Origin of the sequence: Streptococcus salivarius, from assembly GCF_002094975.1 — a bacterium.
GTDB classification, from domain to species: Bacteria; Bacillota; Bacilli; order Lactobacillales; family Streptococcaceae; genus Streptococcus; species Streptococcus salivarius_D.
The window spans coordinates 695,083-710,271 of the sequence record NZ_CP015283.1 but is presented as its reverse complement, the minus strand read 5'-3'; the positions used below and the strand labels follow the sequence as shown (position 1 = coordinate 710,271).

At 41.2% G+C, this 15,189-nt stretch carries 14 protein-coding genes; 4 read left to right on the top strand and 10 right to left on the bottom strand.

The features are described 5' to 3' along the window. Nucleotides 1-9 precede the first annotated feature (9 nt). From sufU to mecA, 6 genes are all read right to left on the bottom strand, one after another. Nucleotides 10-444 carry a Fe-S cluster assembly sulfur transfer protein SufU gene (sufU, locus tag V471_RS03745; RefSeq protein WP_002886440.1) on the bottom strand — a complete coding sequence of 145 codons (435 nt, stop codon included), beginning with the start codon at nt 442-444 and terminating at the stop codon, nt 10-12. Next, the gene (locus V471_RS03740; RefSeq protein ID WP_084871118.1) at nt 431-1,663 is read right to left on the bottom strand and encodes a cysteine desulfurase; all 1,233 of its coding nucleotides are present in this window, start codon (nt 1,661-1,663) and stop codon (nt 431-433) included. The genes sufU and V471_RS03740 overlap by 14 nt, the downstream gene beginning before the upstream one ends. 53 nt (nt 1,664-1,716) lie before the next feature. Beyond that, complete coding sequence (sufD, locus tag V471_RS03735; RefSeq protein WP_084871117.1) at nt 1,717-2,979, bottom strand: Fe-S cluster assembly protein SufD; 1,263 nt, start codon at nt 2,977-2,979, stop codon at nt 1,717-1,719. A gap of 36 nt (nt 2,980-3,015) precedes the next feature. Beyond that, nucleotides 3,016-3,786 carry a Fe-S cluster assembly ATPase SufC gene (gene sufC / locus V471_RS03730; RefSeq protein WP_084871116.1) on the bottom strand — a complete coding sequence of 257 codons (771 nt, stop codon included), beginning with the start codon at nt 3,784-3,786 and terminating at the stop codon, nt 3,016-3,018. A gap of 161 nt (nt 3,787-3,947) precedes the next feature. Continuing rightward, a complete protein-coding gene (locus tag V471_RS03725; RefSeq protein ID WP_014633670.1) occupies nt 3,948-5,105 on the bottom strand; it encodes a glycosyltransferase family 4 protein in 1,158 nt (385 codons plus the stop codon). A 3-nt stretch (nt 5,106-5,108) separates the two neighbouring features. Further along, nucleotides 5,109-5,858 carry an adaptor protein MecA gene (gene mecA, locus V471_RS03720; RefSeq protein WP_014633671.1) on the bottom strand — a complete coding sequence of 250 codons (750 nt, stop codon included), beginning with the start codon at nt 5,856-5,858 and terminating at the stop codon, nt 5,109-5,111. A gap of 206 nt (nt 5,859-6,064) precedes the next feature. On the opposite strand from mecA, the gene V471_RS03715 reads away from it, so the two are divergent. After that, the gene (locus V471_RS03715) at nt 6,065-6,436 is read left to right on the top strand and encodes a DUF3021 family protein (protein WP_045001980.1); all 372 of its coding nucleotides are present in this window, start codon (nt 6,065-6,067) and stop codon (nt 6,434-6,436) included. A gap of 59 nt (nt 6,437-6,495) precedes the next feature. On the opposite strand, the gene V471_RS03710 is transcribed toward V471_RS03715, so the two are convergent. Next, a complete protein-coding gene (locus tag V471_RS03710) occupies nt 6,496-7,350 on the bottom strand; it encodes an undecaprenyl-diphosphate phosphatase (RefSeq protein ID WP_002883622.1) in 855 nt (284 codons plus the stop codon). 205 nt (nt 7,351-7,555) lie between these two features. On the opposite strand from V471_RS03710, the gene V471_RS03705 reads away from it, so the two are divergent. Beyond that, nucleotides 7,556-9,103 carry an ABC transporter substrate-binding protein/permease gene (locus V471_RS03705; protein WP_002886433.1) on the top strand — a complete coding sequence of 516 codons (1,548 nt, stop codon included), beginning with the start codon at nt 7,556-7,558 and terminating at the stop codon, nt 9,101-9,103. Next, nucleotides 9,103-9,843 (top strand): amino acid ABC transporter ATP-binding protein, encoded by a 741-nt coding sequence (locus V471_RS03700; protein ID WP_013989971.1) that lies wholly within the window; start codon nt 9,103-9,105, stop codon nt 9,841-9,843. The genes V471_RS03705 and V471_RS03700 overlap by 1 nt, the downstream gene beginning before the upstream one ends. 86 nt (nt 9,844-9,929) lie before the next feature. Here the strand turns inward: V471_RS03700 and V471_RS03695 are convergent, their stop codons facing one another. Further along, entirely contained in the window at nt 9,930-12,497 is a 2,568-nt protein-coding gene (locus V471_RS03695) for an SEC10/PgrA surface exclusion domain-containing protein (RefSeq protein WP_049529345.1), read from the bottom strand. Between the two features lie 298 nt (nt 12,498-12,795). Between V471_RS03695 and V471_RS03690 the strand changes: the two genes are divergently transcribed. After that, nucleotides 12,796-13,386 (top strand): VanZ family protein, encoded by a 591-nt coding sequence (locus V471_RS03690; protein WP_049529346.1) that lies wholly within the window; start codon nt 12,796-12,798, stop codon nt 13,384-13,386. A gap of 212 nt (nt 13,387-13,598) precedes the next feature. Here the strand turns inward: V471_RS03690 and rpsO are convergent, their stop codons facing one another. Both rpsO and V471_RS03675 read right to left on the bottom strand, forming a co-directional pair. Next, entirely contained in the window at nt 13,599-13,868 is a 270-nt protein-coding gene (rpsO, locus tag V471_RS03685; RefSeq protein ID WP_002883618.1) for a 30S ribosomal protein S15, read from the bottom strand. Between the two features lie 149 nt (nt 13,869-14,017). Continuing rightward, nucleotides 14,018-15,175 carry an MFS transporter gene (locus V471_RS03675; protein WP_049529347.1) on the bottom strand — a complete coding sequence of 386 codons (1,158 nt, stop codon included), beginning with the start codon at nt 15,173-15,175 and terminating at the stop codon, nt 14,018-14,020. Nucleotides 15,176-15,189: the final 14 nt, after the last annotated feature.

Here is a 15,189-nt window from a genome sequence, read left to right as displayed (position 1 = left end):
CTTGACTTCCTAAAGCTCGCTTCTCTCTATGGCTTTTTTGAGCGCATTCCAAGAGAGTGTTGCACATTTGATACGTTGTGGAAATTTAGAAACCCCCGCCAAAAGCTTAGCTTCACCTAATTTACCTGTAGCGATGTCATGTTTTCCTTGAATCATAAGAGAGAAAATCTCCGCTAGTTCCAAAGCCTCTGCCTTGGTTTTTCCAATAACTGCATCCGTCATCATACTTGATGAAGCTGTAGAAATAGTACAACCATCACCAGCAAAGGCAATGTCTTCAATCACGTCACCATCAAATTTAACTGACAGATTGATAACATCTCCACAAGTCGGATTATTCAGTTGAAGTTGCTCCACATCTGGTAGGACACCATGATGGTGAGGGCTCTTAGAGTGATCGGCCACAACAGCCATATATAAACTATCTAGTCTAGAGAGTGCCATTGAAAAACTCCTTCGTCGCAAGAATTGCCTCCACAAGCTTGTCACAATCCTCTTTAGTATTGTAAATATAGAAACTTGCTCGGGCAGCTGATGAGATTCCTAAATGATTAATTAAAGGCTGAGCACAGTGGTGACCCGCACGCACTGCCACTCCTTCATAATCAAGAGCTGTCGCCACATCATGAGGGTGAAGCCCATCAATATTAAAGGCAATAACACCTGCATGCTGACTAGGATCTTCTGGCCCGTAGACTGTCAGACCATCAATCGCCTGAAGCTTAGGCAAAACATAGTCTACCAATTCTTGCTCGTAAGCATGAATATTTTCCATGCCTAAAGCAGAGAGGTAGTCCACAGCAGCACCAAGAGCAATAGCCCCCGCAATGTTAGGTGTACCAGCCTCAAATTTCCAAGGTAGTTCCTTCCAAGTGGCTTCTTGTTCATAAACAAAATCAATCATCTCACCACCGAATTCAATCGGATTCATCTGGTTAAGAATCTCTTCCTTACCATAAAGAACCCCAATCCCTGTTGGACCTAACATCTTATGTCCAGAAAGGGTGAAGAAATCACAATCTAAATCCTGAACATCAATGGCCATGTGGGGCGCCGATTGGGCACCGTCCACTACCATATAGGCACCAACTTGGTGGGCAAGCTTGGCAATTTCTTTGACAGGATTGATGCAGCCTAAAACGTTAGAGACCTGAGCTAGACTGACAAATTTTGTCTTTTCAGTAATCTTGTTGGCCAAATCTTCCATATCCAATTGGCCATCTTTCAAGTAGGCGTAAACAAGTTTAGCCCCTGTCTTCTTACAAGCTTCCTGCCAAGGAATGATATTTGAGTGGTGTTCCATAATTGAAATAACCACCTCATCTCCTGGCTCAAGAACCTGCTCTGCAAAACGACCAACCCAGTTAAGACCAGTTGTCGTTCCACGTGTAAAGAGGACCTCTTTGGTTGATTTAGCATTGATAAACTGACGAAGCTTTTCACGACTAGCTTCGTAAGCAGCTGTTGCACGCTCAGCCAAAGTGTGCACACCACGGTGAACATTGGCATTGTCCTCATGATAGTAGGCCATGAGAGTGTCCAAAACTACTTGAGGCTTCTGAGTCGTTGCTGCATTATCCAAGTATACCAAAGGTTCATCATTAACTACCTGATCTAAAATGGCAAAATTTTGTCGAATCTTATAGGCATCTAAAGCTGACATCTTATCTCCCTATCTAGATATATCATAGGTTAGACTATCTGCGTCGATAGTTCCTAACGTTTGTTTAGTTTTGTATCAGTTACAGAAATCATTTCATCGCGCACTTCTTTAACTGGGATTTCAGTAATAACTGCTCCTAAGAAACCGCGAATAACCAAACGTTCTGCAGTGTCTTGATCAAGTCCACGACTCATGAGGTAATACATATCCTCTGGATCTACCTGACCGATTGAAGCAGCATGTCCTGCTGTAACTTCATTTTCGTCAATCAAGAGAATTGGGTTAGCGTCTGAACGTGCCTTGTCAGAAAGCATAAGCACACGGCTTTCTTGTTGTGCATCAGCACCCTTAGCACCTTTGACAATGTGACCAATACCATTGAAAGTCAAAGTACCACGTTCCAAGATAACACCATGTTGTAGGATATGACCCACAGAGTTGTTACCATAGTTCGTCACACGAGTATCAATCCCTTGAACCTGACGACCTGATGAAAGACCAATAACTTTAAGGTTGGCATGACTTCCATTACCAATCAAGTCACTATCAAAGTCAGCAATAACATTTCCCTCGTTCATGATCCCGAGAGCCCAGTCAATGCTGGCATCACGACCGATACGACCACGACGACTAATATAAGTTGTGACGTTTTCACCCAAACGGTCAATAGCCGCAAACTTAACTTGTGCACCGTCTTGAGCAATAACTTCCACAGAAATGTTGGCACTAGCTTTTTCAGTCGCTTCACCTAGCGTTTCAAAACGCTCAAGGTAAGTCAATTTACTATTTTTACCGGCCACGATCAAAACGTGTTTGTTAAATGGAACATTTGAAGCTCCATCTTGGTAAAAATAGCTTTCAACTGGCAAGTCAATTTCAACATTATCTGGTACATAAAGGACTGCTGCACTATTGAAGTAGGCATAGTTATAAGCTGCCAATTTGTCCTCATCATAGGCTACAGCCTTACCAAAGAAGGCTTCAACGACTTCTGGGATTTCCTCAAGAGCGCTCGTAAGGTCTGTAAAGACCACACCTTGGCTAATCAAGTCAGCTGGCAATTGTTCAAGAACAGTATTTGTTCCTACTTGGACCAATTTAGGGTTGTTTCCAAGCGCTGTAAAATCAGGCACATTTGCTGATGGTTCATTTTCAGTAATCGTTCCATCACCGAGATTCCAACGGTGGAATTTAACACACTCAATTTTTGGAAGAGCCAAACTTTCAAGCTTATCAAAGGCTGCTTGACGAAGGTCTTGCAACCAAAGTGGCTCTGCTTTTGCTTGTGAAAAAGCGATAATAGATTCTTTTGACATAGGTTACTCCTTTTCTAGTTATTTCGAGTAACAGACTTACGCTTCTTCGTGGTACTCGTAACCGAGCTCTTCAGCGATTTTCGCATAACCTTCTTGCTCAAGACGAGCAGCCAATTCAGGACCGCCTGAAAGAACCACTTTACCTTCCATCATTACGTGTACGACATCTGGAGTGATATAGTTCAAGAGACGTTGGTAATGAGTGATAATCATAGCACCGAAGCCTTCGCCACGCATAGCGTTAACCCCTTTTGAAACCACTTTAAGGGCATCGATATCAAGACCTGAGTCAATCTCATCGAGAAGAGCAAACTTAGGTTCCAACATGAGCAATTGAAGGATTTCGTTACGTTTTTTCTCACCACCTGAGAAACCTTCATTAAGGTAACGCTCAGCCATTTCTTCACGCATACCAAGCAATTCCATCTTTTCATCCAATTTAGTGATGAAATCAAGAACAGAAATCTTTTCGTCATCTTCTTTTCCAGCGTTCATAGCCGCACGGATGAACTCAGCATTTGTGATTCCTGGGATTTCAGCTGGGTATTGCATAGCAAGGAAAAGACCTAGGCGTGCACGTTCGTCAACTTCCAAGTCAAGGATACTTTCACCATCAAAAAGGATGTCCCCTTCTGTAATTTCATAGTTTGGATTACCCATGATAGCAGCTGAAAGGGTAGATTTACCAGTTCCGTTAGGACCCATGATAGCAGCAGTCTCACCAGTTTTAAGAGTCAAATTAAGACCCTTCAAGATTTCTTTATCTTCAACAGAAACATGAAGATTTTTGATTTCAAGTACAGACATTGTATACTCCTTTTTCATATATACAGCGAGCAGTCGCTCGCTAATTTGCATTATTTTTTTGAAAATAGTCTTGCTATTTTCTGGAAAACAAAAAGAGAACTTCCATTTTCCTTAATTAGAATCATTATAACAAAAAAGCCATTACTTGGCTTTTCAAATGTTTAATTTTTTCGCCCTTGCTTCCATTTTAACATGGTTGCTTGGCGATAATCACTATTCCCGATAAATTTCAGAAGGTTGAAGAGTGGTGTTCGACCAACGCCCCAAATCTCAAGCCCTTCAATCAGAATTTCCATTCCCAAAATCAAACTCAAGAGCAAGAGAATACCACCGAGACGGCTAGAAACGTTTAACAGGAGGGCAATCAATGAAAAGAGGATAGCGATGGCATAAACCACCAGAACCGCTCCTCGATGAGTGAAGCCCATAGCTAGAAGGCGATGATGCAAGTGCATCTTGTCAGCCTCCATGGCTGGGCGCCCTGACAATTTACGGCGGACAATAGCTACCACTGTGTCAACAATAGGCACTCCAAGGATAATAACAGGTGACAAAATAGCCACTGCAGTTGCATTTTTCAACCCTTGTAATGACAAAACACCTATCATAAAGCCAATAAAGAGCGCCCCTGTATCACCTAGATAGATAATTGCTGGATGATAATTGTAAGGGAAGAAGCCCATAATGGCAGCCACCAAGACAAAGATAGTCATGGTCAAGAAAATATCAGTATCATAGAGGAAGAAATAAGAGATCACCCCCATAGTCATAAGGGAAATGATGGAAACGCCTCCAACCAAGCCGTCCAAACCATCAATCAGATTAATGGCATTGGTGATGGCCACAATCCATAACACCGTTAAAATCAAGGTCAAGACCGGTCCAAAATGAATCATAGGACCACCAAATGGAATCTTAAAGCTATCAAATCGGAAGTCTGTAAAAGCCCAAACAATGACAGCTCCAATAACAATACCAAGCATCTTAGGTAGAGGCTTTAATTCCAAGATATCATCAACGAAGCCCGTCAGAGCTACGACAGATCCCCCCACAACAACCGGCAAGATGTACCTGATGTAAGAAACATGCCAAATATCCTTATGGATAATCATAGGCATAAAGACCAAGGTCGCTAGTACAAAGGCCAACAAAATAGCTAGACCACCAGCACTAGGCATTGGCTTTTTATTGATACGTCTTGCATTGGGATTGTCAACAGCTCCGACACGTAAGGCCAAAGAGCGTACCAAAGGGGTCGTCACGATGGCTATCAAAAAGGTCCCAATCAAAACGAATATATAATTAATGGTCCAAGGCATGTCTTAGCTCCATTTCGTTGCTTGTAGTACCGGTAAGGCGTCCTCTTCCATCAAGATTGTTGCATGCTCTTGTAGGTAGGCACGTGTTCGGTCTGCTACATTCGCATATTCAAGAAAACGCGCATACATATTGTTCGCGTAATAATCAGGCTCATCAGCCAAGTAAAGAAGGACTGTCATATAGTAGACATCCCCAAGTTTATAAAGCTCAGAACCTTCAACAGGCACATCCTTCAAGCCTTGTGTAAAGGTCACCACTTGATCAAAGTCAGAGAAGGCCAAGACATAGTGGGTATAGTCTTCACGAATATTTTCTTCGGGCACTTCCTTGGTAGGCTCTGTCATAGCCTTATCAACCTCTTCCAAGGTCTTTTCAAGCTCTTCGAGCTTATGGTGTGCTTCGATGTCACCCTTGTCCATAAAGTTACCCTCAAGAGCCTTGAGGAACTCTTCTGGAGAAAGCCCTGAGTAGTCATCCATATATGACAAATCGTTGAAATCAAGGTCTTCCTTAAGATCTGATTTAGTCACAAAGACATCCACACGATCCTTGCGTGGCGTGACACGGAAGCTCAGCATCCCACTATTTTTAAAGTTATCAGGCAAGTCCAACTCATCCATGACAGTATAGAAAAATTCCTCTGTTTTTTCCTGGGGAATCAAGAAATCCTTCAATTCCATACCATGTTCTTCAAGATCTTCCATGGTAATCATGATTTTTAGAGTTGTCTCGCTTATTTGTTTCATTTCCATATGTAAAAAACCTCGCACGAGTAGTTATTTCATTATACTAGAAAAGCCAAGAGATAGCAATTTCTGAGCAAGTTTGAGTCTTATTTTGGAAAGGATTTCTAAAAACTTCTTAATACTAACAAAACCTTGTATTTCCCCATTTATACCTGTCATCTATCCTAGATTGGAGTATAATAAAAGTGAAGATATACATGGAGGTGATGACCATGACTGCCTATAAAAAAGGGTGGCTACGAGCTAGCATTGCTGGAGGAATAACGAGTTTATTGACGCTCTTTCTCTACTTATCGGGGCAACCTTATCAAGTAAACAAATCTACCTTTCTTACAGGGCTAATCGTCGCCATCATACTAGCAACTGCACCCATTTACGACGATAATCGTTTATCGCTCAAACAGCAATCTCTTCTCCACTTCTCAATCATGTGTGTTACCATCCTTCCAATTCTCTGTTTGTCCGGATGGTATCCCTTGCATAATGTCGTGGACTTCTTGAAAATCCTAGCTAGCTTTTTGACTTGCGGACTGGTCCTATGGTCGCTAGCTTACCTTATCTTTGGAAAACTTCTCCACAAATGATCTCTAAACCAGCTAAAAAGGACTTCAATTGAAGTCCTTTTCAGTTTACTTAAAAGTAATTATCCGAAAATAAGTTTGACAGCTCCATAGAGAAGCACAATAATACCAAGCACGATACGGTATTTTCCGAAAACTGTGAAATCATGTTTCTTAATATAATTCATCAAGAAGCGAATCACGAACAAGCTGACAACAAAGGCTGTCACACTAGCTACCAAGAGAATAGCCACTTGTCCACCTGTCAAGGTATTCCCGTCAATGAAATACTTAACCGCCTTAAGGCCACTATAACCAAACATGGTTGGAATACCAAGGAAGAAGGTAAAGTCAGCAGCTACGCTACGACTAGTACCAACGATGATACCCCCAAGAATAGTAGCACCTGAACGGCTTGTCCCTGGAATGATACTCAAGACTTGGAAAAGACCAATATAGAAAGCTGTCTTGTAAGACATACGTGCCAAATCCGTTACCTTAGGTTCTACACGTCGATTGCGGTCCTCAATCCAAATAAAGGCAATCCCGTAGACTACCAACATGATAGCTACTACAAAGAAATTACTGAGATGGGCCTCCATCCAGTCATCTAAAAGAAGACCAAAGAAGGCTGAAGGAATACAGGCAATGACCACCTTGAGCCAAAGTTGCCAAGTCAATTGCACTTCACGTGCTGTCTTACCAGGTTGGAAGGGATTCAAACGTTTAAAGTAAATGACCATAACCGCAAGAATAGCACCAAGTTGGATAACGATATTAAACATATCGATGAAATCTTTACTTTGTCTCAAGTTCAAGAATTCATTCACCAAAATCAAGTGACCTGTAGATGAAATCGGTAGCCACTCAGTGATACCTTCGACAATCCCAAGAAAGACTGCTTTTAGTAATTCAATAATAAATTGTGCCGTTTGCATAATTATCTCCGTTTTAAAATGCTAGCCTCATCACACCAAAAATGATTAAGGCTCCAAATCGTCCTTCCCATTATATCAAATTACAACTTGTATTTGAAGACAATCTTGGTATAGAGATTGTTTTTCTAATCCCAACTTATTGTCATTAATCCTAATTTCCTGTAAAATAGTAAGGTATGACATTTTTATAGGAGACATTGTTTCAATGAAAAAAATTATTGTAGCCTGCTTTGCAGCGCTCCTCCTCGTTTTTGGTGGGGTATCAAGCGCTCAAGCAGACGAGTATCTCCGTGTCGGTATGGAGGCTGCCTATGCACCTTTCAACTGGACGCAGGACGATAACTCAAACGGAGCCGTTCCAATCGAAGGTACCAAACAGTATGCCAACGGTTATGACGTGCAAATCGCTAAAAAAATCGCTGAAGCTCAAGGCAAGAAACCCTTGGTAGTCAAAACAGCTTGGACAGGTTTGATTCCTGCCCTCACTTCCGGCAAAATCGATATGATCATCGCAGGTATGAGCCCAACAGCTGAACGTCGTCAAGAAATCGACTTTTCAGACAGCTACTACCGAAGCGAACCTGTCATGGTTGTCAGCTCAGACGGTGATTATGCCAACGCTAAGAGTCTCAAAGACTTCAAGGATGCTAAAATCACAGCTCAACAAGGGGTTTATCTCTATAATTTGATTGACCAAATCCCAGGTGTCAGCAAACAAACGGCTATGGGAGACTTTGGGGCTATGCGCCAAGCCCTTGCATCAGGTATCATCGATGGTTATGTTTCAGAGCGTCCTGAAGCAAAAACTGCCGAAGAAGCTAGCTCAAAATATAAGATGATTACGCTTAAAGATGGTGGTTTCCAGGTTTCAGACGATGACGTCTCCTTGGCCGTCGGTCTTCGCAAAGGAGACAGCCAGCAAATGGAACAAGTCAATAAGGTCCTTGCTGGAATCAGCCAAGAGGAACGTGTTAAACTGATGGATCACATCATTGACATCCAACCTGCAGATAAGACTGATGAGGCTAAAAAAGGAAACTTCTTTAGTCAGATGAGCAATATCATCGCTAAGAACTGGCCACAATTCTTACGTGGTACAGGAATTACCCTTCTTATCTCAATTATCGGTACAGTTGTGGGTACTTTCATCGGTCTTATGATTGGTGTTTACCGCACAGCTCCTAAGGCTACTAATAAATTTGTAGCCTTGCTCCAAAAACTCTTCGGTTGGGTGCTTAATGTCTATATCGAAGTTTTCCGTGGTACGCCAATGATTGTACAATCTATGGTTATCTACTACGGTACTGCCCAGGCCTTTGGTATCAATATTGACCGTACCCTAGCAGCTGTCTTCATCGTTTCTATCAACACCGGAGCCTACATGAGTGAAATCGTTCGTGGTGGTATCTTCGCCGTAGATAAAGGACAATTTGAAGCTGCAACTGCTCTTGGATTTACCCACGGTCAAACCATGCGTAAGATTGTTCTTCCACAGGTTATCCGTAACATCTTGCCAGCTACTGGTAATGAGTTCGTTATCAATATCAAGGATACCTCTGTTTTGAACGTTATCTCTGTTGTGGAACTTTACTTCGCAGGTAACACTGTCGCAAGCCAAACTTATCAATACTTCCAAACATTCTTTGTTATCGCAGCAATCTACTTTGTCCTTACCTTCACAGTGACACGCATCTTGCGTTATGTAGAACGCCGTTTGGATCAAGATACTTACACACAAGGAGGGGTTCACTAATGACTGAGACGATTTTAGAAATTAAAAACCTCAAAAAATCATACGGAAAAAATGAAGTCCTCAAAGATATCTCCCTCAGTGTCAAAAAGGGTGAGGTTATCTCAATTATTGGTTCTTCAGGTTCAGGGAAATCAACCTTCCTTCGCTCTATTAACCTACTCGAATCACCTTCAGGTGGTGAAATCCTCTATCATGGGGACAACGTCCTTGAAAAAGGTTACGACCTCACTACCTATCGTGAAAAACTCGGTATGGTTTTCCAATCCTTCAACCTCTTTGAAAACCTTAATGTCTTGGAAAATGCTATCGTAGCTCAAACAACTGTTCTCAAACGTGACCGTAAAGAAGCTGAAAGCATCGCCAAAGCTAACTTGGAGAAAGTTGGTATGGGGGAACAATACTGGAAAGCTAAACCAAAACAACTTTCAGGGGGACAAAAACAACGTGTAGCAATCGCTCGTGCCCTCTCTGTTGATCCAGAAGCCATCCTCTTTGACGAACCAACTTCAGCCCTTGACCCAGAAATGGTAGGGGAAGTACTCAAGACTATGCAGGAGCTATCCGAAACTGGTTTGACCATGATTATCGTTACCCATGAAATGGAGTTCGCACGTGATGTTTCAGACCGTGTCATCTTCATGGATAAAGGGGTAATCGCTGAACAAGGTAGCCCAGAACAAATCTTTGAAAATCCTAAAGAAGAACGTACTAAGGAATTCCTTAAACGTTTCTTGGGTTAAATACGAAAAAGTTAAGGTTTCGACCTTAACTTTTTTAGATTCTCAGGCATATAAAAAAAACGGCAGTTGCCGTTTTTTTATTATGATTAGTTACGACGTGTACGTCTGTCAACGAAACCAAGGAAGGCCAATAGTGTCATGAAGAGACCTACAAGACTGAATCCTGCTGTAGTTGACTCACCTGTTTCTGGCAAGCTGTCTGCTTCTTGTACAGGAGCTTGTTTCTCAGCTTTTGTTTGACCATAATTTACAGGAACCTGAGCTACAGTTTGAGCTGCTTGTTCTTGTGTTGTGAAAGCAATAACTTTACCATCTACATCGTAAACAGGTACTGGTGTAAGACCTTTAGATGTAATGTTAGCATACTCTTTAGCCAATTGTGTTTGAAGCTCTTTGTCTGCCTTAGCTTTCATGTAGTTATCGAAGGCTGTTTGAACAGTTGTGTATTCGCTCGTTAATTTATCACGTTTAGCAGACAATTCAACAAGTTTCGCACGTTCAGTTGAAAGAGCACCTTTGGCTGCAGTAAATTTAGCAAAGGCTGTTGCACGTTCTGCTTTAGCCTTAGCCAGGTTACCTGAAGCATTTGTAAGGGCTGCTAGACGGTTCTTAGCAGCAGTCAAAGCTTGGTTAGCTTGTGTCAATGCTACTTGTTTCTTAGCAGTATCTTGCTTAGCAGCGTTGTATGCATTTGTCAAACGTTGCAAGGTTGCAGAGCTTGTCGCAAGTTTAGCTTTAGCTGTTTGAAGCTCTGCTTGTTTTTCATCAAGAGTTGCTTGAGCTTTGCTAAGGGCTGCTGCTTTTTCTTGTGCGTTAGCATTAAGGTTTTCAACTGCAGCGTTAGCTTTTTCCAATTCTGATTTAGCAGTTGCAAGGGCTGCTTGTTTTTCAGAAAGGTTATTCTGAGCAGCTGCCAACTTGCTTGCAGTCGCTTTAAGAGCTGCAAGTTCTGACTGAGTATTCTTAAGCTTAAGAGTTGCTGACTCAGAAGCCGCTTTCTTGCTAGCCAAGTCACTTTGAGCTTGAGCGTTAGCTTGCTTAGCAGCTTCATAAGCTGCTTTTGCAGCTGCTAGATTTGCATTTGAAGATGATTGAGATTGGTTACCTTCATATGGGTTAGCAATCTTAGTTGTGTCAAAGCTACTATCAGAAGCGATAGAATTTTTATTGACATTGTTTACGTGAACGTTAAAGGCACCGGCAACAACACTGATGTCTGTTCCAATGTAAGACTCACCACCATCTGCTGTAAGTCCAGAGATAGAACGAGCATGGTTCCACTCATTACCGTTAAACATGAAGTCAAGCATAGCTTCATAGACATATTTCTTAATGTCGTTAAGAGTAAATGGTCCTGTCAAACCTTGCCATGTATTAAGGTTTTCACCAATACTTACACTATTAAATGACTTACCAGCACGGTCAAGGGCGGCACTATCATGTCGTTTATGGGTAATAGCTTCCCAACCCCAGTTATCTGCTACATAACCGTCTGAAACACGGTCAGCCGCAAGAACACTACCTTTTGAAACAGATGTTTGAGTTGTACCAAAGGCTGTACGAATTTGGTTAATCAAACTTGAAGCATACAATGACAAATCTGTAATTTGAGCTTCACTAAGGTTATTCAAATCACTAATTTTAACATTTTTATCCGCTTCATTATCTTGATAACTATTGTTACCACGATCACGTTTATTAACGTTCTTCAAGACTTGTTCAGCTTGAGCTTTTTCTGCTGCTGTCACTGTTTTAGACTCATGAATCTTAAGAGCATTGACATACTCTTGTGACACTGAGAATTTTTGACGAACATTAGCTGTTGAAGTTGTTGAAGATTCTGCTTTTTTCTTAGTTGCTTCAGCGGCTGCAAGTGCGGCTGCCTTTTCATTAGCTACTGTTTGAGCAGTCTCATAAGCTGCTTTAGCTTGGTTTGCTGCATTTTGATCTGCAGTCAATTGCCCTTCTTTAGCTGAAATAGCAGTGGCTTTTTCTTTATCAGCTACCTGAGCGGCTGCCAATTCTTCTTGAGCTTTTTTCTCAGCTGCTGTTGCAGCATCAAAAGCTGATCGTGCTTTAGCTTGGTTAGAAGCTGCCTCAGAAGCGCTAGAACCATTAAGAGCTGCTTTAGCGGCATCTACTGATTTTTGAGCATTAGCAACTTCACTAGCTTTAGCATTGACATTAGCTTGATCTGTATTAACGACAGCTTGCTGTTTGTCTGCTGCATCTTTGGCAGTTTTTTCTGCTGATTGAGCTGTTTCAACTGCTGACTTAGCTTCCTTAGCTGCATTTTCAGCAGTAGTTACTTGACCTTGAGCGGCAGCAATAGTTTCTGGACTTGCTTCATCGGCTGCTGTTTGTGCCTTTTGCAAGTTAGCATCTGCTGTCGCTAGGTTTGCTTGAGCCTGGTTTGCAGCTGCTTCATGATTAGCAACAACTGACTCTTGTTGCGATACTGCTTGATTTGCAGCGCTGGCTTGTTCTCTAGCCGCTTCGACTTGGGCTTGAGTTGGGACAGCTTGTGTAGCTGTCGATGATACTGATGCTGTTGTTGAGGCTTGATCGTTTGTCGTTACCTCATCAGCTTTAGCAACTGTAGCAGAAACTGCAAGTGCTGCAATTCCAGCTGTCGCCAAAACCTTTTTATTCATAAGACGAACTCCTTTTTATGTTAAAAATTCACTACTATATAATAACATTTTAATAATCCTGAAACAAGATGCTGACTCCTAATTTTTAAAATTTAATTATTTTATAAGCTTTCATAGCCTGTTTACAAAAATCATTAAATTGTTAGTCAAAAGTAGAGTTGCTGTTTCAAAGTCCTTTTTTAGTCTTTGATTCTGCCTTATCCTTTTATTCTATCAAAACTTCGTTACAGTTTCTTAACTTTCTTTAAACGTTTTTTTGATATAATGTGTACTCATCATATGCAAATGGAGGAGCAAAGTGGCAAAAACATTAAAAACATTGAGTAACATCTTACTAGGAATCCTCTCACTGGCCTTGTCTTATTGGTTTTATAGGGGACATCTCGAACAGTACGTTCATTACATCGCCCATTATGGCTCCTACTTTCAAGTCTTACTCAACCTAGTCATTATTGTCCTACTGAGTTACTTTGTCTACGCTTTTTTGAAACTCCTTCTTACTAGAAAGCTAAAAAAACAGACACTACTCCTACTCTACTTCATTTACTTTCTTGCTCTCTTCTACCTACTTTTCTTGAAAAACATTGGTACCCAAGGTCTCTCACTTAACCCCCTTTCCTTCGCTCGGGAATTATACTGGGGCAGCCACTTCGTTCCCATCATGAACCTGTTAATGTTCATCCCTCTGGGACTCCTCTTTTCTTCACGATTGAGTAATCTCCTACTCTGTCTCCTTACCCTTTTCTCCGTCGAATCCATTCAATACTTCGGACATTTAGGAGTCTTTGATTTGGGAGATATCACCTTAAATATGTTAGGTATCCTTGTCGGAACTGCTATTCATCAACTCCCTCAATTTCAAACAGTTATCAAAAAGATTTTAAGTTAAAAAACTCCCAGAATTAATTTTGGAGTTTTTTTATTCTATAGATTAATCAACGTCAGAAATTTTTAGAGGAACACAGAAAAACATCCCTCTACATCTAGAGAGCTGTTTTGAACTCGGGATAAAATCCTAATGAATAAAAAAACTGCCCCATCATAGAGCAGTTCCATTTTCGTGTATTCAATTGAACAAGGCCTAGGCACTTGTATCTTGAATTAACGACGAAGTCCGAGTGAGCTGATCAACTCACGGTAACGGTTAACGTCTGTGCGGCGAAGGTATGCCAACAAGTTACGACGGTGACCGATTTTTTTCATCAAACCACGGTAAGTAGCGTGGTCTTTTTTGTGTTGTTTAATGTGTTCGTTAAGGTGGTTGATTTCCCAAGTAAGGACAGCAACTTGAACCTCTACTGAACCAGTGTCACCTTCGTGACGTGCGTATTGAGCAATGATTTCATTTTTTTTCTCTTTTGAGATTGCCATGTTTTTTCTCCTTTTTTTGCTCCATCCGAGTCTTAGGATTGGCTCTCCTAAAACCAAGAAAGAGTTGGTTTGTCTTTACGACCTCTCTATTTTAGCTCATCTACTAATCTTTGTCAATCGCAAGATTTCACTGATTAAGTTTTTGAAGCTTAGACTTTTTTGGCCATTTTTGCATTCAGAAAGAATCCAAGGAAAAGTAGGAAACTTACGATTGCATAGGCTAGAAAAATCCAACTAAAACTTGGAGATATGAGTGCTAACAATTTCAAAACATAAGGGGAAATGGCTGACCCTAGGTTACACCCTAAGAGGACATAGGCTGTCGCCTTGTTCAACAGATTTCTAGCAATAGACTCAGAAAGTCGGTTAAAGATAATTGTCAAAATAATACTATAAAAGAAACCAACACCAACTGAAGATAAAATCAAAATCGGTAAGTTACCAGCCACTGACATCCCAAAGAGACAAACCGCTAACAAGAACATCACTATTGGCAAAAGACGATTTTTAAAATGTCCTATAAGCGAGGCGAAACTCAGTCCAGCTACAATTCCAATTCCCTGCTCTAAACTCAGTACTAAGGCTGATTGACCACTTTCAATAGTCTTACCAGCAACTTGAAACAGAGGTGCGCGCAAACTAATCGAAGAATTGATACAGATGACAAAACCTGCTAAAAGAGCCATGCCAAGAATCATACCCAGGTCTTTTTTGTTCAGAACTTGTTTTCTTTTTGTAATCTGCTTCTTCTCCACTTGCTCCATCGTTGGCACAAAAAGGAGATACATAATCAAAATCACAAAACCAAAACCATAGATAAGAAAGGCAAAGGTCCAATGAATTTTCAGTAATTGTCCAACTAAAAGAGAACAAGAAGCTCCACCAATCAACTCCATGGAGCCACGAATACCTAGCATCTGAACCCGCTCTTTACCTTGATAACGTTGACTGATGATGGCAATCGCCTTAGCATTGATAAGACCAATCCCCATTCCAAAAGCAATACGTGACAGTAAGACAAGAGGATAGGCTTGTACAAAAAAAGGAAAAATCCCAGCACTACTAAGTAAGAGCAGCCCAGTCACAATTAGCTGTCTATCACTTAGCCATTTGTCAATAAATGAATTAAGTAAGAGCATCGCGACTACGGAAAATGAAGGGACAGATACTAAAAGCTCCACTTGCGCGGCAGAAAAGGTTGGGCTATAGTAGTCCAACATAGGTGGTAACGCTGTTGAAATCGAAAAGGCCGAAATCAAGAGCAAGGATAGCCCAAGCAGGCTCATTTTTTCTAAAATTCGTGTCATAATATAGGGATAAG